The sequence below is a fragment of the Streptomyces canus genome, from assembly GCF_001514145.1.
GTDB lineage: Bacteria > Actinomycetota > Actinomycetes > Streptomycetales > Streptomycetaceae > Streptomyces > Streptomyces canus.
Window position 1 is genome coordinate 502,263 of the sequence record NZ_KQ948661.1, and the last position, 22,065, is coordinate 524,327.

The window sequence follows — 22,065 nt, forward strand, 5'->3', positions numbered from 1 at the left end:
TCACTGTCCTTCCCGGTCGGATACGACCGAAGCGTATCGATTCCCACCCGTTGTGCCGCCCACGGCGGCCTCAGCGCTTGTATCGCCTCCGTCGCCCACGGCGGCGTGACCGCCGGTGGACCCGAAGCCCCCCTCGGCCCGCGCCGAGTCGGGAAGCTCCGCGACCTCCTGGAAGCGGACCCTCTCGACCTGCTGGACGACGAGTTGGGCAATCCGGTCGAAGCGCTCGAACCGCACCGACTCGTGCGGGTCGAGATTCACCACGATCACCTTGATCTCCCCACGGTACCCGCCATCAACCGTCCCCGGGGCATTCACGAGAGCGACACCGCAGCGGGCGGCGAGACCGGATCGAGGGTGCACGAAGGCCGCGTACCCCTCCGGCAGCGCCACAGACACCCCGGTGGGCAGAACGGCCCGCTCCCCGGGCTTCAGTTCACGGCTCTCGGTGGTCCGCAGATCGGCCCCCGCGTCACCGGGGTGCGCGTACGCCGGAAGCGGTACGTCCGGGTCGACGCGCCGGATCAGCACGTTCAGCGGGTCACGGCTCACGGGTTCACCTCGAAGGCACGGGCACGCCGGACCTGGTCCGGGTCGTCCATGGCGGCCCGGATCTCCTCCGGGCGGCCGTTGTCGATGAAGTGGTCGACCTTGACCTCGACGAACAGGGCGTCGGCACGGACCGCCACGGGCCCCTCGGGTCCGCCGATCCGGCCGGTCGCGGTCGAGTAGATCTTCCGCCCGGCCACCGCCGTCACCTCGGCCTCCAGATACAGCACCGTGCCCACGGGCACCGGCCGTACGAAGTCGGTCTCCAGGCGCCCGGTCACGGCGATGGTGCGCAGCAGCCAGTTGAGCGAGCCCAGGGTCTCGTCGAGGGCGGTCGCGAGCACCCCGCCGTGCGCGAGCCCGGGAGCGCCCTGATGGGCGGTTCGCACCGTGAACTCGGCGGTGACCGAGACCCCCTCGCCGGCCCGTGCCTCCAGGTGCAGCCCGTGGGACTGCTCGCCGCCACAGCCGAAACACTGGCCATAGTGCGCACCGAGCAGCTCACCGGGCGCGGGAGCGTCCTGGTGTCGCACAGGTTGCGCCGCGTCGGCGGGAGGCTTGAGAGCCGGGGAAGTACCACTCACAGGCGCAGACCTTACCCGCGCGTCGGACCTGTCAGGACACCGTGCCAAGCTTGGTTCCATGCAGCCCTCCGCCGCCCCGTACGACGAACGTCTCACCGCCCCCCGCTCCTGGTGGCTGATCTCCTTCCTGGTCGGGGTCGCCTTCGCGCTGATCCTGCTTCCGTTCGGGACGCTTCCGCTGCTCGGCGGCCTGGTCGGCGGCACCGCCGTGGCGGCGATCCTCGCGAGCTCCTACGGCTCGCTGCGCATCCGCGTCGTCGGTGACTCCCTCATCGCGGGCGAGGCGAAGATCCCGGTGGCGGCGCTGGGCGAGGCGGAGATCCTGGACCCGGAGGAGGCCCGGGCCTGGCGGACCCACAAGGCCGACACCCGCGCCTTCCTGCTGCTGCGCTCCTACATTCCCAGGGCGCTGAAGGTGGAGGTCACCGACCCGGACGACCCGACGCCGTATCTGTATCTGTCGACGCGGAAGCCGGAGCGGCTGGCCGAGGCGCTCAAGGCCGCCCGGACGGCCGCCGCCTAGAACATCCGTGCAGGACTTCACCCCGTCCGTCCGGACGGTGGAGCCGAGCCCGAAGTCTCACGGAAGTCTTACTTCTCCAGCTGAAGCGGGTTCACCGGCGTCTCGAGGGCCGGGAGCTGGGGCAGTTCGTCCCACGGCACCTGCATCCTGCGCAGATCCTTGCGGATCCGCTCGGCGAGCTTTCTGGTGTCCCGGCGGTTCATGACCGCCCCGACGGCCGCGCCGACCAGGAACGGCATCAGGTTCGGCAGGTCGCGGATCGTCCGCTTCATGATCTGCTGCCGCAGCTGCTGTTTCATCTGGCTGTTGAGCGCGCCGCTCACGGTCGACGGCTTCCTCGCGTCGATCCCGCGCTCCCCCGACCAGGAGTTCAGATACGCGGTGCTGCGGTCCTTGAGGTTCCCGGGCGGCCGTACGCCGTAGACCTCGTGGAGTTCGGCGATCAGCTTCAGCTCGATCGCGGCCACGCCGGTGATCTCGGCGGCCAGTTCGGTCGGCATCGCCGGCGGCACGGGCAGCATCGCCGCCGCTCCGACCCCCGCCCCGACCGTCGCCGTGGCGCTCGCGGCACCCGCGACAAGCTTGTCCGCGAGCTCCTCCGGGCCGAGGCCGGGGAACTGGCGGCGGAGGGCCGCGAGGTCCCGTACGGGGACACGCGGGGCGATCTCGATGATCCGGTCGGCCAGGTACGCCAGGCCCGCCCTGGCCCTGCTGCCGCCCTTGCGGACCCCTTCCCGGGCCCTGTCCCGGACCGCCGCCGCCCGTCGTCTGGCGACGGGCGCGGGCGTCCTGGTCGTATCGGTCGGCGCCGGGAGGTCAGCCCGGTCGGCCACCGGTTCGAGCGAGGCTCCCGTTTCGGAAGAGCCCCGCTCGTCGTCACGCGCGCGGTGAGGGCCGTCGGACGGCCCCTGGTCCGCTCCCCGCCTGAGAGAGCGGCGCTTCCAAGGAGGGGTCGAGCCAGTCATGCCCGACCCGCCCTCAGTCGCAGTCGCGGCAGATCGGCTGGCCGTTCTTCTCCCGGGCCAGCTGGCTGCGGTGGTGCACCAGGAAGCAGCTCATGCAGGTGAACTCGTCCTGCTGCTTGGGCAGTACCCGGACGGCCAGCTCTTCGTTCGAAAGGTCCGCGCCGGGCAGTTCCAGGCCTTCGGCGGCCTCGAACTCGTCGACGTCCACTGCGGAGGTCGACTTGTCGTTCCTACGCGCCTTGAGCTCTTCAAGGCTGTCCGAGTCGACGTCGTCGTCGGTCTTGCGTGGGGTGTCGTAATCCGTAGCCATGTCGCTCTCCCCCTCTGGGTGTCTGCGGTGTCTCCAGCGCACGTAACGCGTGAGAGGCCGGACTTGTGCCCGACCCGAGGCGGAGATTTTGCCTCACATCAAGGTCTGTTACTCAATCGACACCCAACCGGACTCCTCTTGAGTGATCGGGTTGGATGGCGATCGGGACCGTACACGGTCCGAATCCCGCACTTCAAAGGCGTCTCACCGTGTACTTCCCGTGATCAGGACCCCTGAAAACCGGATTATCCCGGCTTTCCGACAGGGTGCATGATCACGGAGAGTAGATGGCCGGAAAATCTCCCTTGTGATCGATCACACATGGGGCGGTCCCTCAGGTGCCCAGAAAATTCCGCGCAAAGCGAACATCCCTGTGTATCGATCTCAGTGCGGGGCCATGGTCTCAGACCGGAAGGGTGACTCGCATCACGAGCCCACCCCCTTCGCGCGGCTGAGCGGTGATGTGCCCGCCGTGCGCCCGCGCCACGGACCGCACGATGGACAGACCGAGCCCGACGCCCTTGTCGCTGCCGGTGCGGTCGGCGCCCCGCAGCCGCTTGAACGGCTCGAAGAGATTGTCGACCTCGTACGCCGGCACGACGGGGCCCGTGTTGGACACCGTGAGCACCGCGTGGCCGTGCTGGATCTCCGTGGTCACCTCGACCCAGCCGTCCTCGGGCACGTTGTAGCGCACGGCGTTCTGCACCAGGTTCAGGGCGATCCGCTCAAGGAGGACGCCGTTGCCCTGGACGACCGCCGTGTTCCGGTCGCCGCGGATCGTCACGCCCTTGGCCTCCGCCTCGCCGTTCACCTGGTCGACCGCCTGCTCGGCGACCTCGGCGAGGTCCACGGGCTTGCGCTCGACGATCTGGTTGTCGCTGCGGGCGAGCAGCAGCAGACCCTCCACGAGCTGTTCACTGCGCTCGTTGGTGGCCAGCAGTGTCTTGCCCAGCTGCTGCAGCTCCACGGGTGCCCCCGGATCCGACAGATGCACTTCCAGGAGCGTGCGGTTGATCGCCAGCGGGGTTCTCAGCTCGTGCGAGGCGTTGCCGACGAAGCGCTGCTGGGCCGTGAAGGCCCGCTCCAGGCGCTCCAGCATGTCGTCGAAGGTGTCGGCCAGTTCCTTGATCTCGTCGTCCGGGCCGTCCAGCTCGATACGGCGGGAGAGGTCCGAGCCCGCCACCGAGCGCGCGGTGCGCAGGATCCGGCCGAGCGGCGACAGGACGCGTCCCGCCATCGCGTAGCCGAAGGCGAAGGCGATGATCGCGAGGCCGAGCAGGGCCAGCAGTGAGCGGCTGAGGAGGTTGTCCAGGGCGTGCTGGCGCTGGTCGTTGACGCACTGGTTCAGCGCGTGGTTGAGCTCGTCCGCGGGCAGCTCACTGCCCGACAGCTTGCAGATGTCACTGGTCACCCCGCCGGAGACGATCTTGAAGGGCAGGTTGCTCCCCACGTTCAACGCGTTCGCGGCGAGCAGATAGATGATCGACAGCAGCAGAATGCCGGCAATCAGGAACATGCCGCCGTACAGCAGCGTGAGCCTTATGCGGATGGTCGGGCGCAGCCACGGCAGCGGCGGCGCCGGCCGCCTGGGGTCCCAGGTGGGCTTCGGAGGGGCCTGGGGAGGAGCGGGAGTCGAGGCCACGAGCTATCAGATCCGGTAGCCGGAGCCGGGGACGGTGACGATCACTGCGGGTTCGCCCAGCTTGCGGCGCAGGGTCATCACGGTCACCCGCACGACGTTGGTGAAGGGGTCGGTGTTCTCGTCCCAGGCCTTCTCCAGGAGCTGCTCCGCGGAGACGACGGCGCCCTCGGAGCGCATCAGCACCTCCAGGACGGCGAACTCCTTGGGGGCGAGCTGGACCTCCTTGCCGTCGCGGAAGACCTCGCGGCGGTTGGGGTCGAGCTTGATCCCGGCGCGCTCCAGGACCGGCGGCAGCGGCACGCTGGTGCGCCGGCCGAGGGCACGCACGCGTGCCGTCAGCTCGCTGAACGCGAAGGGCTTGGGCAGATAGTCGTCGGCGCCGATCTCCAGGCCCTCGACGCGGTCGCTGACGTCGCCGGACGCCGTGAGCATCAGCACGCGTGTGGGCATGCCGAGTTCGACGATCTTGCGGCAGACGTCGTCGCCGTGGACGAGGGGGAGGTCGCGGTCGAGGACCACCACGTCGTAGTCGTTGACTCCGATGCGCTCCAGGGCGGCCGCACCGTCGTACACGACGTCGACGGCCATGGCCTCCCGGCGCAGTCCGGTGGCCACCGCATCGGCGAGCAGTTGCTCGTCCTCGACGACGAGTACGCGCACGTCGCTTGTCCTTCCTGTGTCCACCCGCGTAGCGCGCTTCGGGCACGCGCGGGCGGGGGGCCGGGTGAGTGTTGGCCTCCATCCTGCCCTTTTCGGCCATAAGTCGGCTGTAAGACGGGTGAGCGGCAACTGAAAGACGGGTGTGAGAGCGGGAATGCGGGATTTTCTCGCGCGGTTGAGGTTTCCGTCGGAAGGAGCGGGGGGAGGACGGCTTTACACCCCGCGATCACGCTCTGCATGTGCCGTACCACCATGCGGCACGACGCGATCCGCTTCCGCAGAGCGGGCGTGGGTGTCCGGCACCGTCGCCGCCCGGCAGGGCAGCGCTGGGCACCTACAGGAGACGTGATCGCCCCTTCCGAACGGCACACCCCCGTGCCACCGACCCACGACCCAGGACGAGGGGGCGCAGCATGGACGCATTCACCGCAGGACTTCTGCAGCGCATAAGGGCGACCGAGACCGATCTGACACGGGCTCGCAACGAGGGCGACGACTTCCTCGTCGAGGTGGAGCAGGGCGAGCTCGACGACCTGCGCCGCCTCGCCGCCGAACACGGTGTGGAGGTCGGCGTCTAGCGTCTGATCGGCTTCGCGGCACGACAGCGGACCCCCGGCGAATCCAGCGCCGGGGGTCCGCTGCGTCCGGGGCCGGAGGCGTTCACCTCGTGTTCGTCCGGAGTCGGTCCGTCAGTCGTGCCAGGCACCGAAGCCCTCCAGGAGCTCCTGGAGGGGCTCGAAGACCCCGGGGGTGCCGGCGACGGTGAGGCCGGGGTTCGGGCGTTCTCCGGGGCGGCCACCGGTCAGGGCGCCCGCTTCCCGGGCGACGAGGTCGCCCGCCCCGTAGTCCCAGGCGTTCAGGCCTCGCTCGTAGTAGCCGTCCAGGCGGCCTGCGGCCAGGTCGCACAGGTCGACCGCCGCCGAGCCGCCGCGGCGGATGTCGCGGAGCAGGGGGATCAGCTTCTGGGCCACCTCTGCCTGGTGGGTGCGGACCTTGGTGACGTAGTTGAAGCCCGTCGACACCAGGGCCTGGTCCAGGGGCGGTGCCGTGCGGCACGTCAGCCTGCGCTCCCCCTCCCATGCGCCCGTGGCCCAGGCGCCCTCGCCCCGTACCGCGTGATACGTCTCGCCGCGCATCGGCGCCGCGACGACTCCCACGACGGTCTCGCCGTCCTGCTCGGCCGCGATGGAGACGGACCAAGTCGGCAGTCCGTAAAGGTAGTTGACCGTACCGTCGAGAGGGTCGATCACCCAGCGGATCCCGCTCGTGCCCTCGGTGGAGGCGCCCTCCTCGCCGAGGAAGCCGTCGTCCGGGCGGTGCTCGGAGACCAGGTCCGTGATCAGCTTCTCCGCCGCGATGTCCATTTCGGTCACCACGTCGATGGGACTGGACTTGGTCCTGGCGACCGCGAGGTCGGCCGGGCGGCCGTCCCGCAGCAGGGCGCCGGCGCGACGGGCCGCCTCCTGGGCGAGCCGAAGCAGTTCCGCGTGCAGGGGGTCGGTCACGGGGCTCCTCACGCGTACGGGCTGTCGATGCCCGCGGCTGCGGGCCTGGCGGCACGGGCCGGGCAGCAGCCGACCGGACAGACGTTGTGGTCGGCCCCGAGCGCGCCGAGGGCGCAGGGGGTGACCTCCTGCCCGCGCTCCACCCCGGCCCGCTCCAGGACCAGGTCGCGGATCGCGGCGGCGAACCGCGGGTCGGCGCCGACGGTCGCCGAGCGGCGCATCGGCAGGCCCAGCTCCTCGGCCTTGGCCTTCGCCTCCGTGTCGAGGTCGTAGAGGACCTCCATGTGGTCGGAGACGAAGCCGATGGGGGCGATCACCACGGCCGGGACGCCGGATCCGTGGCGCTCCTCCAGGTGGTCGCAGATGTCGGGCTCCAGCCACGGGATGTGCGGGGCGCCGGAGCGCGACTGGTAGACGAGCTGCCAGGGGTGGTCGACGCCGGTGCGCTCACGGACGGCGTCCGCGATCAGCCGGGCGACCTCCCGGTGCTGTGCGACGTAGGCGCCGCCCTCACCGTGGCCCTCGACCGGGCCGGAGGTGTCCGCGGACGCGGTCGGGATCGAATGGGTCGAGAAGGCGATGTGGGCGCCGTCGCGAACGTCCTCGGGGAGCTCGGCGAGGGACTCGATCACCCCGTCGACCATGGGCTCCAGGAAACCCGGGTGGTTGAAGTAGTGCCGCAGCTTGTCGATCTTCGGCAGCTCCAGGCCCTCGGCCTCAAGAGCCGCCAGCGACTCGGCGAGGTTCTCGCGGTACTGGCGGCAGCCCGAGTAGGAGGCGTAGGCGCTGGTGGCCAGGACCAGGATGCGGCGGTGGCCGTCGGCGATCATCTCGCGCAGGGTGTCGGTGAGGTAGGGCGCCCAGTTGCGGTTGCCCCAGTAGATCGGCAGGCCCAGGCCGTGGTCCGCGAAGTCCTTGCGCAAGGCGTCCAGCAGGGCGCGGTTCTGGTCGTTGATGGGGCTGACCCCGCCGAACAGGAAGTAGTGGCGGCCGACTTCCTTCAGGCGTTCCTTGGGGATGCCACGCCCGCGCGTCACGTTCTCCAGGAACGGGACCACGTCGTCGGGGCCCTCGGGGCCTCCGAACGAGAGCAGGAGCAGGGCGTCGTAGGGGGTGGCATCGAGCGCGTCTCGCATGGGTCGATCCTGTCATCCGGTGCTGACAGCCGGGAAACGGCGGGGTGACCACCCGGGTTCCCGGACCGTCCGGCCGGGTGCGTTAGGGTCACCTCACTCGTAAGCTGTATGAGGCTTATTCGCGCCTTACCGCTGCCCGAGCCGCTGCTCGCCGGCCGACCGGAGAACCCCTGTGCCCAGCCCCTACCGCGCCCTGTTCGCCGCCCCCGGCTCCAAGGGTTTCGCCGCCGCGGGCTTCGTCGGCCGGATGCCGCTGTCGATGATGGGCATCGGCGTGGTCACGATGATCTCCCAGCTCACCGGCAGGTACGGCCTCGCGGGCATGCTGTCGGCCACCATCGCGCTGGCCGCCGCGGCGATCGGCCCGCAGGTCTCGAGGCTGGTGGATCTGCACGGCCAGCGGCGGGTGCTGCGCCCGGCGACGCTCGTCGCGCTGGTGGCGTCCGCCGGGATGCTGCTCGCCGCTCATTTCCGCTGGCCGGACTGGGTGCTGTTCGTGTGCGCCGTCGGCATCGGCTCGGTGCCGAGTCTCGGCGCGATGATCCGCGCGCGGTGGGCGGCCCTGTACCGCGGCACCCCGCAGCTGCACACCGCGTACTCCTTCGAGTCCGTCGTCGACGAGGTCTGCTTCATCTTCGGGCCGATCATCTCCATCGGGCTGTCCACGGCCTGGTTCCCGGAGGCGGGTCCGCTGCTCGCCGCCTGCTTCCTGGTGGTCGGCGTCTTCTGGCTGACCGCGCAGCGGGCCACCGAGCCGGCCCCGCACCCGCGCGAGCACGACGGCGGCCGTACGGCACTGCGCGCGCCGGGCCTGCAGGTCCTGGTGGCCACCTTCGTGGCGACCGGGGCGATCTTCGGGGCGGTGGACGTGGTCACCGTGGCCTTCGCCGACGAGCAGGGCCACAAGGGTGCCGCGAGCCTCGTGCTCGCCCTCTACGCGGCGGGGTCCTGCGTCGCGGGGCTCGTGTTCGGGCTGCTGCACTTCGGGGGGCGGCCCGAACCTCGTTGGCTGCTGGGCATATGCGCCATGGCCGTGAGTATGATCCCCCTCCTACTGGTCGGAAACTTGCCGTTTCTGGCCGTGGCGTTGTTCGTTTCGGGCCTGTCCATCGCTCCCACGATGATCACGACGATGTCCCTGATCGAGCAGCACGTACCACGCGCGCAACTGACCGAGGGGATGACCTGGATCAGTACCGGGCTCGCGGTCGGGGTCGCGCTCGGCTCCGCCGTGGCCGGCTGGGTGATCGACGCGGCCGGTGCGCGCGCCGGGTACGGGGTTCCGGCGGTGTCCGGGGCCGTCGCGGTCGCGGTCGGTTTCCTGGGGTACCGCCGGCTCAGCAGGCCGGCTCCACGTCGGGGAGGCAGCGTTGAGCACGGCAGCGAGCGCGAAGAACGGCACGTGGCGTAACTGGGGCGGCAATGTGGCCGCGCGTCCCGCTCGCGAGGTCACGCCCGCCTCGGTCGACGAGCTGGCGGCTGCCGTACGGAAGGCCGCCGAGGACGGTCTCCAGGTGAAGGCCGTCGGCACCGGGCACTCCTTCACGTCGATAGCCGCGACCGACGGCGTGTTGATCCGCCCTCAACTGTTGACCGGCATCCGCAACATTGACCGGGACGCCATGACCGTCACGGTGGAGGCCGGTACGCCGCTCAAGAGGCTCAACATGGCTCTCGCACGCGAGGGCCTGTCGCTCACCAACATGGGCGACATCATGGAGCAGACGGTCTCCGGGGCCACCAGTACCGGCACGCACGGCACGGGCCGCGAGTCGGGTTCGATCGCCGCCCAGATCAGGGGACTGGAGCTGGTCACGGCCGACGGCTCGGTCCTCAGCTGCTCCGAGAAGGAGAATCCCGAGGTCTTCGCGGCAGCCCGGATCGGCCTGGGCGCGCTCGGCGTCGTCACCGCGATCACGTTCGCCGTCGAGCCGGTGTTCCTGCTCACGGCCCGCGAGGAGCCCATGAGCTTCGACAAGGTCACCAGCGCCTTCGACGAACTCTGGGCCGAGAACGAGCACTTCGAGTTCTACTGGTTCCCGCACACCGGCAGCACCAACACCAAGCGCAACAACCGCAGCGCGGGCCCCGAGAAACCGGTGCCGCAGCTCCAGGGCTGGATCGAGGACGAGTTCCTCTCCAACGGCGTGTTCCAGGTGGCCCAGTGGGTCGGCCGCGCGGTGCCGGGCACGATCCCCTCGATCGCACGGATCTCCAGCAAGGCGCTGTCCGCGCGGACTTACACCGACATCCCGTACAAGGTCTTCACGTCACCCCGTCGGGTGCGGTTCGTGGAGATGGAGTACGCCGTCCCGCGCGAGGCGGTCGTCGAGACGCTGCGGGAGCTGAGGACGATGATCGAGCGCTCCGGGCTGAAGGTCAGTTTCCCCGTGGAGGTGCGCACCGCGCCCGCCGACGACATCACCTTGTCCACGGCCTCGGGCCGCGACAGCGCGTACATCGCGGTCCACATGGTCAAGGGGACGCCGTACCAGGCGTACTTCACGGCCGCCGAGCGGATCTTCACGGCGCACGAGGGGCGCCCGCACTGGGGCAAGGTGCACACGCGCGACGCGGAGTACTTCGCCGGGGTCTACCCGCGCTTCGGCGAGTTCACCGCGCTCCGGGACCGGCTCGACCCCGACCGGCGCTTCCAGAACGACTACTTGCGCCGGGTGTTGGGGGCGTAGTTCCGTTTCTGGCGATTCCGTGAAGTACGCCACGTCCAAGATCCCGGCAACCGCTCAACGGTCGACCGGACACCGTTTCTTGAACGAAGTTGAGTGGCGCGCCAATCCACGCACGTGGCCCAAATGGAGTACTGTTGCGAGCCCTGGGTACGGTCTCCCGCCAGGGCGTCCGTGACCTTCAAGGGGCGCCGGGAGGGGGCTAGTTGCACAGGGTGACGGAGTTGGTCACTCAGCGTTGCGAATAAGTAACCGTGCCATAACGGCGATCCAGGGCCAGTGCCCGACACGCCGGGCAACTCGGCAAGGTTGTGGCAGGCTGCACCCGGGCAGGTCACACTCGACTAGCGGAAGCAGCGACGCACGTGACGTCGGCAGGCACCACCCGGGAGGTCCCCATGCCCGAACTGCGTGTCGTGGCCGTCTCGAATGACGGCACACGGCTGGTGCTGAAGGCTGCCGACTCAACGGAGTACACGCTTCCGATCGACGAGCGGCTGCGCGCAGCGGTGCGCGGCGACCGTCCGCGTCTCGGCCAGATCGAGATCGAGGTCGAAAGCCATCTCCGTCCCCGCGACATCCAGGCGCGTATACGCGCTGGTGCCACCGCGGAAGAGGTAGCCCAGCTCGCAGGTATCCCCGTAGACCGTGTACGGCGCTTCGAGGGCCCTGTGCTCGCCGAGCGCGCCTTCATGGCCGAACGAGCCCGCAAGACCCCGGTCCGCCGGCCCGGCGAGAACGCCGGACCGCAGCTCGGCGAGGCCGTCCAGGAGCGGCTGTTGCTGCGCGGCGCCGAGAAGGACACCGTCCAGTGGGACTCGTGGCGCCGTGACGACGGCACCTGGGAGGTTCTGCTGGTCTACTGCGTCGCGGGCGAACCCCACTCGGCGAGTTGGACCTACGACCCGCCCCGGCGGCTCGTCCAGGCCGTCGACGAGGAAGCTCGCTCGCTGATCGGCGAGTCCGAGGACCTCGGCGCGCCGGAGCCCAGCTTTCCGTTCGTGCCGCGTATCGCACGGCTGCCGCGCGACCGTCCGCTGGACCGCGCCCTCGACCGGCCGAGCCTGCCCCCGGCCGAGCACGTCGAGGAGTCCGTCGCTGAACGGGACTCGCTGACCAGCCTGTTGGAGGCCGTACCGAGTTTCCGGGGCGACATGGTCGTACCGGAGCGGCCGTCCGAGCCGGCGACCGCCGAGGACACGCCCGATCCGGAGCCCGAGGTGGAGGAGCCGCCCGCTCCCGCGGCCTCGGCCGGTTCCGCCTACGCGGACGTCCTCATGCCGCGTTCGGTGGCCAGCCACCGCGACCGCCTCATCGGCGCGACCGACCGCCAGGCCGAGGCGGACGGCGTCCGCCCGGGTCGCAGGGCGGCGGTCCCGAGCTGGGACGAGATCGTGTTCGGGACGCGGAGGAAGAAGCAGGAATAGTCGGTCGTACGAGGAAGAGGGCCGCGCTCATCGAGTGCGGCCCTCTTCGCGGTCCCGACAGGGGTGTCGCGGGCTACTGGGGATCCGGTCCCACGGCGACCGGGCGCTCCGGGTCCGAGGACCACTCCGACCAGGAACCGACGTACAGCGCCGCCGGGATGCCCGCGACCGCCAGGGCCAGGACCTCGTGGGCGCCGGACACGCCCGAGCCGCAGTAGACGCCGACCTCGGTGTCGTCGCCGGCGCCGAGGGCCTTGAAGCGGGCGTTCAGCTCCTCCGCGGGCAGGAAGCGGCCGTCCGGGCCGACGTTGTCCGTGGTGGGCGCGGACCGGGCGCCCGGGATGTGGCCGCCGACGCGGTCGATCGGCTCCACCTCGCCGCGGTACCGCTCCCCCGCGCGCGCGTCCAGCAGCACCCCCGCGCGGGCCAAGGCCGCGGCCGCGTCGGCGTCGAGGAGACCGGCCGCCGCGGGCACCGGCTCGAAGTCGCCCTCGGCAAGCGCCGGACCCGGCACGGAGGACTGCAGCGGACCCTGCCAGGACGGCAACCCGCCGTCGAGGACTCGCACGTCCGGGTGACCCGTCCAGCGCAGCAGCCACCACGCGCGGGCGGCCGCCCAGCCCTGTCCGCCGTCGTACACGACCACCGGCGTGCCCGCGGAGACACCCGCCCGGCGCATCGCGGCGCCGAACTCGGCGAGCTCGGGCAGCGGGTGCCGCCCGCCGGTGCCGGCCGGGCCGGCCAACTCCCGGTCCAGGTCAACGTAGACCGCGCCCGGGATGTGCCCGGCCGCGTACTCGGCCCGGCCGTCGAAGGGCGGTTCACCGGCCGCCTTGGCCACGCTCAGCTGCCAGCGGACGTCGAGCAGGACGGGCGGGTTCGGGCCGGCGAGGTCGCTCGCGAGTTCGGATGCGGAGATGATGGCGTTCATGGCCACCATCCTTGCGCACGGGGTGGCCGCGTCGTCCATGTCCGGCTACTGTGCTCCGCCGGACAGGCCCGATCACGAGGCGTACGGGACCGGGCACATGCTGTACAGCCGATCGACACCCGTCGGCCGTCGCGCGGCAACGGTCAGGCAGCCGCGCGGCAGGCACCCTCCTGGCACAGGAGCCCCCGCGGCGGCGTGCCCGGAGCGTGCGGCACCGCGGGTGGTGCGAGCATCGGCACGGAGGTCCGGACCGCGGACACGACACGGCCACCGCGAGGGGCCGAGGAGAGAGTGACGATGACCGAGGCAAGGGGGTCGGCCGCCCCGCCCGCTCGGCACACGCCCGGTACGCCCTGCTGGGTGAGTCTGATGGTGCACGGGATGGCCGCGACCCAGGAGTTCTACGGATCGCTGTTCGGCTGGGAGTTCGTGCCGGGCCCGCAGCAGCTCGGGCCGTATGTCCGGGCCCTCCTGAGCGGCCAGGAGGTCGCCGGGATCGGCCAGCTGCCGCCCGACCGCCATCTTCCGGTGGCCTGGACGCCCTACCTCGCCTCGGACGACATCGAGCTGACAGCCGAAACGGTACGGCTGTGCGGCGGCACGGTGGGAGTCGGGCCGCTGGACGCCGGGGACGCCGGGCGGCTGGTGATCGGGTCCGACCCTGCCGGCGCCGTCTTCGGGGTGTGGCAGGCGGCAGCGCACCTCGGCACGTCCGTCGCGGGCGTACCGGGCACGCCCGCCTGGCACGAGCTGATCACCTTCGAGACGGTGAGCGTCGCCAAGTTCTACGAGACGGTCTTCGGCTATGAGGAGGAGCCGGTGGTCTCCGCCGACTTCGACCACGTCACCCTCCACATCGGCGGCCGTCCGGTCGCCGGCCTCCACGGCGTCGGCCACACCCTTCCCCGGGACCGTGGGCCGCACTGGATGACCTACTTCGAGGTGGCCGACGCGACCGCTTCCACCCGTCTCCTCACCGACCTGGGCGGCCATGTCCTGCGCCCACCGCACGACAGCCCGCACGGCCGTGTGGCCACGGTGGCGGATCCGGAGGGGGCGCAGTTCGCGCTGATCGAGAACCCGCGCTGAGATCTCTCGGGGCGGGCCGTGTGGCGGGCGCGCCGCACCCTGTGACGACGGCGGAGCACGCCGAGCGGATCGTGAAGCTCGAGGGCGGACGGGTCGTCCCGCACGAGGAGTTGTCGGCGGCGGGCGGTACGTGCGCACTGCTGGGGAAGCACGGCGCCGCTGGCCCGGTGCTGTCGGGAGTGACCCGGACGTGCGCAGACCGGCCCTGAGGGCGTCGCTCAGAAGCGTGCCCCGGCCGACGGGACCGGCAGCACGTCCGGGGACAGCGCGGCCGCGCGGGCCGTCCCCGCGGTCATACGGCGGCGGTGGTGCCGGCGGCACAGGACCTCGTAGCCGATGTCGTCGGCCTGGTTGACGTCCCCGACGACGACCTGGGCACCCTCGACGACCATCTCACCGTTGACCGTACGGGCGTTGTGCGTGGCCCGGGCGCCGCACCAGCACAGGGCCTCCACCTGGAGGACCTCGACCCGGTCGGCCAGCTCCACCAGGCGCTGGGAGCCCGGGAACAGCTTGGAGCGGAAGTCGGTCGTGATGCCGAAGGCGTAGACGTCGAGGTCCAGGTCGTCGACCACGCGGGCCAGTTGGTCGATCTGCTCCGGCGTGAGGAACTGCGCCTCGTCCGCGATCACGTAGTCCGCCCGGCCGCCCTGGGAGAGGTGGTCGACGAGGTAGGCGTAGAGGTCCTGGCCGTCCTCGACCTCGACCGCGTCCGTGACCAGACCGAGCCGCGAGGACAGCTTGCCCTCGCCCGCCCGGTCGTCCCGCGTGAAGATGATGCCCGTCAGGCCACGCGCCGAACGGTTGTGCTCGATCTGGAGAGCCAGTGTGGACTTCCCGCAGTCCATCGTTCCGGAGAAGAACACCAGCTCGGGCATGGGAGGTCGAGCACCTTTCGGTTCTGCGGTGGATACGGCCGGGTCGGTTTCAGGAGCGTACTTCGAGCAGCGGGACAAGCTGCTCGGCGGGGGTCATCGAGCCGTGGTTCCCGACCATCGACGACTCCTTGGGCTCCCGCTCGGAGGCGATGAGGAGCACGTCGTCGCGGGCGGCGGCGACCACGTCGCCGATCCGGTCGTACACCCGCTCGTCGCACTGGCCCGGCGGCCCGAACCAGCCCGCGGCGATCGCCTCGTCGCGTGAGGCGACCCAGAACTGCTCACCGAGGACCTCGCGCCAGCAGGTCAGGACGTCACCCGCGGCGCCCGGCACCGCGTAGACATGGCGGGCGCGGCCCTCGCCGCCCAACAGGGCGACCCCTGCGCGCAGTTCCCAGTCCTCGTCGAAGTCGAAGCGGTGCTGCTCATCGAAAGGGATGTCGATCATGCCGTGGTCGGCGGTGACGTACAGCGCGCTGTTCGGGGGCAGTTGCTCCGCGAGACGCTGGACCAGACGGTCGACGTACATCAACTGGCCGCGCCAGGTGTCGGAGTCGACGCCGAAGCGGTGGCCCGCGCCGTCGACCTCGGAGTAGTACGTGTAGACCAACGAGCGTTCGCCGACGGCGAGTTGATCGGCCGCGAGGTCCATGCGGTCCTCGCCGGACAGCCGCCCGTGGAACGTGCCGCCGCTGAGCGCGACCTTGGTCAGCGGAGTGTTCTGGAAGGTGGGCGAGGAGACCTGGGCCGCGTGCACCCCGGCCTGCTCGGCGAGTTGGAAGACGGTGGGGTACGGCTGCCAGACCTGCGGCTTGGTCCACGGCTGCCAGCGCAGCTGGTTCATCAGCTCGCCGGTGGCCGGGTTGCGCACGGTGTAGCCGGGCAGGCCGTGGGCGCCCGGGGGCCGGCCGGTGCCGACGGAGGCGAGGGAGGTCGCGGTGGTCGCCGGGTAGCCGGTGGTCAGGGGGCGGCCGGTGCCGCCGCGCGAGCTGGCCAGCAGGGAGGTCATGAAGGGCGCCTCGTCCGGGTGCGCCTTCAGCTGCTCCCAGCCAAGGCCGTCGATCAGGAACACGCAGTTCCGGTCGGCGGGGGTGAGCTCGGAAATCGTGGCGGTCGTGCCCGGTACGGCCATGCCGGCGGCGAGGGTGGGCAGCAGGTCGGCGAGGGAGCCGGTGCCGTACTCGGGGACAGGCGCGGTGTCGAGGGCGAGGGGCTCCGGGTGGTCCCAGGCGGCGGGCTGCGCCATCAGCGAGCTACGTCCGCGGTCGCCTCGGAGATGGCCTGGGCGAAGGCGAGTGCCTGGCGCACGGTGTCCGGGCCGTCCCCCGCCTCGCTGACGCGCAGGCTGAGGTCGTCCGCAGTGGAGCTGCCGGTGTAGCCGTGGTCCGCCTCGCAGTTGGGGTCGCCGCAGGCGGCGGGCTCCAGGTCGATGCGGGAGACGGCGCCCCAGCCGATGGTCAGCACGACCTCGCGGGGCAGGGTGCCCGGCTGGTACTGCTCCGGGTTGGCGACGACCCGGCTGACCACGACCGACGAGATCCGGCCGAGCTTCACGGACTCCGTGGAGGTGGTGGCGTACGGCGTGGGGGACGTGCTGTCCGCGGCCTGCTCGTCGGTGTGGCTGACGATGAAGCGGTTGCCGGTGAGGACGAGCACGGTCACGTGCCGCCGCACCTCGTTCTGGTCGAACGTCGTCTCCTGGTGGACCAGGTACGACCGGATGGGCTCGCCGCCCAGCGCGGACTCCACCGCCTCGGCCACGAGGGCCGGGTAGTAGCCGCTGCGCTCGATCGCCGTTCGCAGCCCCTGGGTCGTCGTACTGGTCTTGGCCATGACGTCCATCCTACGGGGGCGCACTGACTGCGAGGCACCGCTCGCCGCTGCTCAGTACGAGGGGAGTGTCCGCGGGCCGAGGTCGTCGCGGGCGGGCGGCGGCGCGAGCCGCGCGGAGGCGCCGAGGACGCTCAGACCGCGCGGGGCGACGACCACCGGCTCCAGGGTGACCGCGACGACCTCGGGATGGTCGTCGACCAGCCGGGACACCCGCAGCAGGAGTTCCTCCAGTGCTGGTGTGTCGACCGGCGTGGAACCCCGCCAGCCGAAGAGGAGCGGTGCGGTCCGGATCGAGCGGACGAGGGTCGCCGCCTCCCGGTCGGTGACCGGAATCAGCCGGTGCGCGGTGTCGCCTAGCAGCTGCGAGGCGGCCCCGGCGAGTCCGAAGGACAGCACGGCGCCGGCGGCGGGGTCGATGACGGCCCGGATCACCGTGTCCACCCCGCGCGGGGCCATCCCCTGCACCACGGGCCGCAGTTCGTCGGGGGCGCCGAACAGCTCGGTCAGCTCGGCGTACGCCCGCCGCAGCTGCTCCTCGTCCGCGAGATCCAGGCGTACGCCGCCGAGGTCGGCGCGGTGGCGCAGGTGCGGGGCGGTGGCCTTGAGGGCGACCGGGTAGCCGAGGGTCGCGGCGGCCTGGACGGCCGCGTCGGCGCTGGTGGCGGGCAGGGCGCGGTGGACCTGGATGCCGTACGTGCCGAGCAGCTCGCAGGTCTCCTCGCTGCCGAGGGTGAGGCCCTGCCCGCGGGTGAGCAGGCCGTCGATCAGGTCGGCGGCGCCCTTCTCGTCGATGGCCGCGTCGAGGGACTCGGGCACCTTGCCGGGTTCGGCGGCCTCCCGGCGCCACTGGGCGTACTGCACGGCGTCGGCGAGGGCCCGCACCGCGCGCTCGGCGGCGGGATAGGCGGGGATGAGGCGGTCGCGGGTCTCGGCGGCGGGCGGTTCCGCGGGGGCCGGCGTGGCGCGCAGCCGGTCCAGGGCGCGGAAGGGGTGGTCGGCGCGGATCGTCGGCGGGCCCGCGGCGGCCTGGGGCGCGGTGCTGGTCGCCGCGGAGAGCGCCTCCGCGAGGCCGCCGAGCTCGACATGGACCACGAGGACCGGCTTGCCGGGGACCTGCTCCGCCGCGGACCTGAGCGCCTCGGCGAGCGCGGCGTCGCCGGCGGATCCCTCGCCGACCGCCGGGATGGCCGTCACGATCACCGCGTCGCACGAGTCGTCCGCCAACGCGCGCGCGAGGGCCGCGTGGAAGTCCTCCGGTGCGGCCGCCGTGGTGAGGTCCAGCGGGGTCGACGGCCGGAGCCCTTCGGCCACGCACGCGTCGTAGGTGAGCAGGCCGAGCGACTCGGAGTTGCCGAGGATTGCGACCTTGGGGCCGGTGGGCAGCGGCTGGCGGGCGAGCAGCAGACCGGTGTCCACCAGTTCGGTGATGGTGTCGACCCGGATCACGCCGGCCTGCCGCAGCAGCGCGGAGACCGTGGTGTGCGGCAGGCGCGTCGCGCGGACGGCGTGGCCTTGCGGGGCGGTGCCCGCGCCCTGCACCACGACCAGGGGCTTCGCGGCCGCCGTACGTCTGGCGAGGCGGGTGAACTTGCGGGGGTTGCCGATGGACTCCAGGTACATGAGGACGACGTCGGTGTGCGGGTCGTCGTACCAGTACTGAAGGACGTCGTTGCCGGACACGTCCGCGCGGTTGCCGGAAGAGACGAAGGTGGAGACGCCGGTCTCGCCGGTGACGCCGGCGCCGCGCCGGTGCAGCCGGGAGAGCAGGGCGATGCCGATGGCGCCGGACTGGGCGAACAGGCCGATCCGGCCGGGGCGGGGTGCCTCGGGGGCCAGCGAGGCGTTCAGCCGGACCTCCGGGGAGGTGTTGATGATCCCGAACGCGTTCGGGCCGATGATCCGCATGCCGTACGCGCGTGCGTGCCGCACGAGTTCACGCTGGCGCTCGCGCCCCTCGGGGCCGCTTTCGGCGTACCCGGCGGAGAGCACGACGAGTCCCTGCACGCCGTGTGCCCCGCACTCGGCGACGACCTCGGGGACCTGCTCGGCCGGCACGGCGACGACCGCGAGGTCGACAGGGCCGTCGATGTCGCGCACCGAGCGGTGCGCGGGGATGCCGTCGAGCTCCTTCTGCTCGTCGGGAAACGCCTTGTTCACGGCGTACAGGCGGCCTTTGAACCCGTAGTCCCGGATGTTGCCGAGGACGCTGCGGCCCACGCCGCCGGGGGTGCGGCCGACACCGACGACGGCGACCGAGCCGGGGGTGAGCAGCCGCTGCACGGACCGCGACTCGGCGCGCTGCTCGCGCGCGTACTGCACGGCGAGCGAGCGGTCGGTGGGCTCCAGGTCGAACTCCAGGCGTACGACGCCGTCCTCGAAGCTGCGCTTCTGGGTGTACCCGGCGTCGGTGAACACCTTGATCATCTTGACGTTGGCGGGTAGCACCTCGGCGGCGAAGCGCCGGATGCCGCGCTCGCGCGCGACGGCCCCGATGTGTTCGAGGAGGGCGGAGGCCACGCCGCGCCCCTGGTGGGCGTCCTGGACCAGGAACGCGACCTCGGCCTCGTCGGCGGGGGCGGAGGCGGCCATGCCGTCGGCGCCGATGCGGTCGTAGCGTACGGTGGCGATGAACTCGCCGCCGACCGTGGCGGCGAGCCCCACCCGGTCCACAAAGTCGTGGTGCGTGAAGCGGTGGACGTCCTTGGCGGACAGGCGAGGGTAGGGCGCGAAGAAGCGGTAGTACTTCGACTCGTCCGAGACCTGCTCGTAGAAGCTGACCAGGCGATCGGCGTCGTCGACGGTGATGGGCCTGATGCGCGCGGTGCCGCCGTCGCGCAGCACCACGTCGGCCTCCCAGTGGGCGGGGTACTCGTGCCGGTCCGACGCGCTCTGCATGGGCCCCAGAGTACGGCTCGCGTACGACAACGGCGCGAGGCAGTCTGTGGAGAACGCGCGAGAACGCACAAGGACGGAAGTCGGGCCGAGGCCGCGGTCCGACCACGGCCCCCGCGGGACTTCGGGTCCTGTCCGGGGGAGCTTCACGTGTGGGAAACTGGTCTAGACAACCCTGAACACCGAAGGGCAGCATCACATGGCTGAGCGCCGCGTCAACGTCGGCTGGGCCGAGGGCCTTCACGCCCGCCCCGCTTCCATCTTCGTCCGGGCCGCCACGGCCGCAGGTATCCCGGTGACGATCGCCAAGGCCGACGGCAACCCCGTCAACGCGGCCTCCATGCTGGCCGTTCTCGGCCTGGGTGCGCAGGGCGGCGAGGAGATCGTCCTCGCCTCCGACGCCGAGGGCGCGGACGCGGCCCTCGACCGCCTCGCGAGGCTGGTCGCCGAGGGGCTCGAGGAGCTTCCCGAGACCGTCTGAGGGAAGGTGCCTTAAAAGCATCGAGGGGCTCGTCCGAATTACCGGGCGGGCCCTTCGCATTTCCCTTTTGCGGGCAGCATAAATACTCCCCCTCCAATTACCCTCTCTTTGTATACGGCGCCCGTGTTAATGCCGCAGACCTGTCACGTTTACAGGATGTTGCGAGGTCCTCACACGGTCCGCGCGGTCCTGCCCGGAGGCGAACCGCAGCCGGTGCACCGCGCCCGAGCGCTCGGTGTGCAGCGCCGTGATCGCCCGCGCGCGCTCGCCGTCCCCGCGCGCCACCGCGTCCACGATCGCGCCGTGCTCGGCCCAGGACTCCGCGGGGTTGGCCGGCGCGTCCACGACGTACATCCAGGCGATCTTGTGCCGCAGCTGGGTCAGCATCGAGGTCAGCGCGGGGCTGCCGGAGGCCTGGGCGAGCGTCTCGTGGAACCAGCCCCCCAGGGAGCGCAGATCCTCGCTGTTGCCCCTCCTGGCCCGTTCCTGGCCCAGCCGGACCAGGCCGCGCAGCACCTTCAGATGAGCCTCGGTGCGGCGCTGGGCGGCCCGGGCGGCGCCGAGCGGCTCGAGGAGCATCCGCATCTCCAGGACGTCGGCGCCCTCCTGTTCGGTCGGTTCGGCCACGCACGCGCCCGCGTGCCGCCGCGTCACCACGAAGCCCTCGGCCTCCAGCGTGCGCAGGGCCTCCCGGACCGGGACACGGGAGACGCCGTAGCGGCGGGCGAGCAGTTCCTCGGTGAGCCGGCTGCCGCGCTCGTAGACACCGGCGACGATGTCGTCCCGGATCGCCGTGCATACCGAGTGCGCCGGAATACGCATGTCCGACCTCCGTCTTAATCCCCGTGAAACGTCGCCGATTGACGTGTGTTCAGTGACTCTATTGCAATGAACGGGAATTTCCGACGGCGGACCGGAATCCGAGGATATTTTTTGGACAACGGGGCGGCGGAAACGACGAAACCCCGGCTCGGGGGAGCCGGGGCCTCGCGGAGATCGCGCGGTGGGTCGTCAGACGTTCACGCCGTGCGAGCGCAGGTAGGCGACGGGGTCGATGTCCGAGCCGTACTCGGCGGTGGTGCGCGCCTCGAAGTGCAGGTGCGGCCCGGTGACGTTGCCGGTCGCGCCGGACAGTCCGATCTGCTGGCCCGGGGTGACCGACTGGCCGACCGAGACGCCGATGGACGACAGGTGGCCGTACTGGGTGTACGTGCCGTCGGCCATCCTGATCACGATCTCGTTGCCGTACGACCCGCCCCAGCCGGCCTCCACGACGGTGCCGCGGCCGACCGCGTGCACGGAGGTGCCGCTCGCGGCGTGGAAGTCGACACCGGTGTGGCTGCCGGACGACCACAGGGAGCCACCGGTCTTGTAGCCCGTGGATACGTAGGAGCCGGAGATCGGGGCGACGAAGCGGTTGAGGCGCTCACGCTCGGCCTCGCGGGCGGCGCGCTCCTTGGCCTCGCGTATCTCCTTGGCGCGCGCCTCGGCCTTGCGCTTGGCCTCCGCCGCCGCCTTCTTCTGCGCGGCGGCCTGCGCCTGGGCGGCGGCCTGGGCGTCGAGCTGGTCGACGAGGGACTCTCCGGCGCTGACGACGGGCATGAGGCCGGTCTGCTCGACGGAGTTGTCGGCGGCGAGTGCGGGGGCGGCGATGGTGCCGATGACGCCGGTGGTGGCGAGGGCCGCGACGCCCGCCGCGCGGGCGGTGGTGCGCTTCATGCGGCTGGGACGACGGTGCTTCCCGGTGGCGCAGGTGAACGCCATGTGGTGGCTGGTCCTTTCCTTCCTTCTCGCCTACCGGGTTAGCTGACGGGTTCGGAGCAGGAAGGTCTCCTACGGACTCCCTCGCGGCTCGCGCGGGCGTCCGATTCACCCCAGGGACGCATGGTGTGGGTCCCCGGCTCCCCTGGCTCGCGCCATGCGGGGACTCGGCGATGACTGTCCGGTGCCGCGGGCGCGGCGCAGTGCCTGAC

At 71.4% G+C, this 22,065-nt stretch carries 22 protein-coding genes and 1 riboswitch; of the genes, 7 read left to right on the forward strand and 15 right to left on the reverse strand.

Annotated features, from left to right (window positions below):
• Together dut and AQJ46_RS21935 are read right to left on the reverse strand one after the other, a co-directional pair.
• Window positions 1-552, reverse strand: coding sequence for a dUTP diphosphatase (gene dut, locus AQJ46_RS21930; protein ID WP_057611271.1), 552 nt, complete (start codon window positions 550-552; stop codon window positions 1-3).
• Entirely contained in the window at window positions 549-1,133 is a 585-nt protein-coding gene (locus AQJ46_RS21935; RefSeq protein ID WP_057611272.1) for a PaaI family thioesterase, read from the reverse strand. Before AQJ46_RS21935 ends, dut begins: the two co-directional genes overlap by 4 nt.
• A gap of 58 nt (window positions 1,134-1,191) precedes the next feature.
• Here AQJ46_RS21935 and AQJ46_RS21940 point away from each other — a divergent pair, with 58 nt between their 5' ends.
• Entirely contained in the window at window positions 1,192-1,656 is a 465-nt protein-coding gene (locus tag AQJ46_RS21940; RefSeq protein ID WP_059207199.1) for a DUF3093 domain-containing protein, read from the forward strand.
• Between the two features lie 68 nt (window positions 1,657-1,724).
• Here AQJ46_RS21940 and AQJ46_RS21945 read toward each other — a convergent pair whose 3' ends face one another.
• The 4 genes from AQJ46_RS21945 to AQJ46_RS21960 form a co-directional block, all read right to left on the reverse strand.
• Window positions 1,725-2,621 (reverse strand): hypothetical protein, encoded by an 897-nt coding sequence (locus tag AQJ46_RS21945; RefSeq protein WP_079072380.1) that lies wholly within the window; start codon window positions 2,619-2,621, stop codon window positions 1,725-1,727.
• A 13-nt stretch (window positions 2,622-2,634) separates the two neighbouring features.
• Window positions 2,635-2,931 carry a DUF4193 domain-containing protein gene (locus AQJ46_RS21950; RefSeq protein ID WP_005481602.1) on the reverse strand — a complete coding sequence of 99 codons (297 nt, stop codon included), beginning with the start codon at window positions 2,929-2,931 and terminating at the stop codon, window positions 2,635-2,637.
• Window positions 2,932-3,334: 403 nt separating this feature from the next.
• Window positions 3,335-4,573 (reverse strand): sensor histidine kinase, encoded by a 1,239-nt coding sequence (locus tag AQJ46_RS21955; RefSeq protein WP_059207201.1) that lies wholly within the window; start codon window positions 4,571-4,573, stop codon window positions 3,335-3,337.
• 6 nt (window positions 4,574-4,579) lie between these two features.
• On the reverse strand, window positions 4,580-5,233 hold the full coding sequence (locus tag AQJ46_RS21960) for a response regulator transcription factor (protein ID WP_030605557.1): 654 nt from the start codon (window positions 5,231-5,233) through the stop codon (window positions 4,580-4,582).
• 413 nt (window positions 5,234-5,646) lie between these two features.
• Between AQJ46_RS21960 and AQJ46_RS56250 the strand changes: the two genes are divergently transcribed.
• Entirely contained in the window at window positions 5,647-5,811 is a 165-nt protein-coding gene (locus tag AQJ46_RS56250; protein WP_167368219.1) for a hypothetical protein, read from the forward strand.
• A gap of 111 nt (window positions 5,812-5,922) precedes the next feature.
• On the opposite strand, the gene AQJ46_RS21965 is transcribed toward AQJ46_RS56250, so the two are convergent.
• Together AQJ46_RS21965 and AQJ46_RS21970 are read right to left on the reverse strand one after the other, a co-directional pair.
• The gene (locus AQJ46_RS21965) at window positions 5,923-6,738 is read right to left on the reverse strand and encodes an inositol monophosphatase family protein (protein WP_059207202.1); all 816 of its coding nucleotides are present in this window, start codon (window positions 6,736-6,738) and stop codon (window positions 5,923-5,925) included.
• A gap of 8 nt (window positions 6,739-6,746) precedes the next feature.
• On the reverse strand, window positions 6,747-7,874 hold the full coding sequence (locus AQJ46_RS21970) for a ferrochelatase (protein ID WP_059207203.1): 1,128 nt from the start codon (window positions 7,872-7,874) through the stop codon (window positions 6,747-6,749).
• A 172-nt stretch (window positions 7,875-8,046) separates the two neighbouring features.
• Between AQJ46_RS21970 and AQJ46_RS21975 the strand changes: the two genes are divergently transcribed.
• From AQJ46_RS21975 to sepH, 3 genes are all read left to right on the forward strand, one after another.
• The gene (locus tag AQJ46_RS21975; protein WP_059207204.1) at window positions 8,047-9,285 is read left to right on the forward strand and encodes an MFS transporter; all 1,239 of its coding nucleotides are present in this window, start codon (window positions 8,047-8,049) and stop codon (window positions 9,283-9,285) included.
• Window positions 9,245-10,564 carry a D-arabinono-1,4-lactone oxidase gene (locus AQJ46_RS21980; RefSeq protein WP_059207205.1) on the forward strand — a complete coding sequence of 440 codons (1,320 nt, stop codon included), beginning with the start codon at window positions 9,245-9,247 and terminating at the stop codon, window positions 10,562-10,564. Before AQJ46_RS21975 ends, AQJ46_RS21980 begins: the two co-directional genes overlap by 41 nt.
• Window positions 10,565-10,959: 395 nt before the next feature.
• A complete protein-coding gene (sepH, locus tag AQJ46_RS21985) occupies window positions 10,960-11,988 on the forward strand; it encodes a septation protein SepH (RefSeq protein ID WP_057611280.1) in 1,029 nt (342 codons plus the stop codon).
• A 73-nt stretch (window positions 11,989-12,061) separates the two neighbouring features.
• On the opposite strand, the gene AQJ46_RS21990 is transcribed toward sepH, so the two are convergent.
• Entirely contained in the window at window positions 12,062-12,919 is an 858-nt protein-coding gene (locus AQJ46_RS21990; protein ID WP_107117310.1) for a sulfurtransferase, read from the reverse strand.
• Between the two features lie 297 nt (window positions 12,920-13,216).
• Here AQJ46_RS21990 and AQJ46_RS21995 point away from each other — a divergent pair, with 297 nt between their 5' ends.
• The gene (locus AQJ46_RS21995; RefSeq protein WP_059207206.1) at window positions 13,217-14,008 is read left to right on the forward strand and encodes a VOC family protein; all 792 of its coding nucleotides are present in this window, start codon (window positions 13,217-13,219) and stop codon (window positions 14,006-14,008) included.
• A gap of 218 nt (window positions 14,009-14,226) precedes the next feature.
• Here AQJ46_RS21995 and AQJ46_RS22005 read toward each other — a convergent pair whose 3' ends face one another.
• The 4 genes from AQJ46_RS22005 to AQJ46_RS22020 are packed head-to-tail and all read right to left on the reverse strand — an operon-like array spanning window position 14,227 to window position 19,614.
• On the reverse strand, window positions 14,227-14,886 hold the full coding sequence (locus AQJ46_RS22005; protein ID WP_057611284.1) for a thymidine kinase: 660 nt from the start codon (window positions 14,884-14,886) through the stop codon (window positions 14,227-14,229).
• Between the two features lie 49 nt (window positions 14,887-14,935).
• Entirely contained in the window at window positions 14,936-16,132 is a 1,197-nt protein-coding gene (locus AQJ46_RS22010; protein WP_059207208.1) for an alkaline phosphatase family protein, read from the reverse strand.
• The gene (locus AQJ46_RS22015; protein WP_057611286.1) at window positions 16,132-16,728 is read right to left on the reverse strand and encodes a DUF5998 family protein; all 597 of its coding nucleotides are present in this window, start codon (window positions 16,726-16,728) and stop codon (window positions 16,132-16,134) included. The genes AQJ46_RS22010 and AQJ46_RS22015 overlap by 1 nt, the downstream gene beginning before the upstream one ends.
• Window positions 16,729-16,770: 42 nt before the next feature.
• Window positions 16,771-19,614: a bifunctional acetate--CoA ligase family protein/GNAT family N-acetyltransferase gene (locus tag AQJ46_RS22020; protein ID WP_059207209.1), complete on the reverse strand. Its 2,844-nt coding sequence runs from the start codon at window positions 19,612-19,614 to the stop codon at window positions 16,771-16,773.
• Between the two features lie 196 nt (window positions 19,615-19,810).
• Here AQJ46_RS22020 and AQJ46_RS22025 point away from each other — a divergent pair, with 196 nt between their 5' ends.
• The gene (locus AQJ46_RS22025) at window positions 19,811-20,092 is read left to right on the forward strand and encodes an HPr family phosphocarrier protein (protein WP_059207210.1); all 282 of its coding nucleotides are present in this window, start codon (window positions 19,811-19,813) and stop codon (window positions 20,090-20,092) included.
• A 126-nt stretch (window positions 20,093-20,218) separates the two neighbouring features.
• On the opposite strand, the gene AQJ46_RS22030 is transcribed toward AQJ46_RS22025, so the two are convergent.
• Together AQJ46_RS22030 and AQJ46_RS22035 are read right to left on the reverse strand one after the other, a co-directional pair.
• The gene (locus tag AQJ46_RS22030) at window positions 20,219-20,914 is read right to left on the reverse strand and encodes a GntR family transcriptional regulator (RefSeq protein ID WP_059207211.1); all 696 of its coding nucleotides are present in this window, start codon (window positions 20,912-20,914) and stop codon (window positions 20,219-20,221) included.
• A 189-nt stretch (window positions 20,915-21,103) separates the two neighbouring features.
• The gene (locus AQJ46_RS22035; protein WP_059207212.1) at window positions 21,104-21,856 is read right to left on the reverse strand and encodes a M23 family metallopeptidase; all 753 of its coding nucleotides are present in this window, start codon (window positions 21,854-21,856) and stop codon (window positions 21,104-21,106) included.
• A gap of 13 nt (window positions 21,857-21,869) precedes the next feature.
• Window positions 21,870-22,036, reverse strand: a riboswitch (cyclic di-AMP (ydaO/yuaA leader).
• Window positions 22,037-22,065 lie beyond the last annotated feature (29 nt).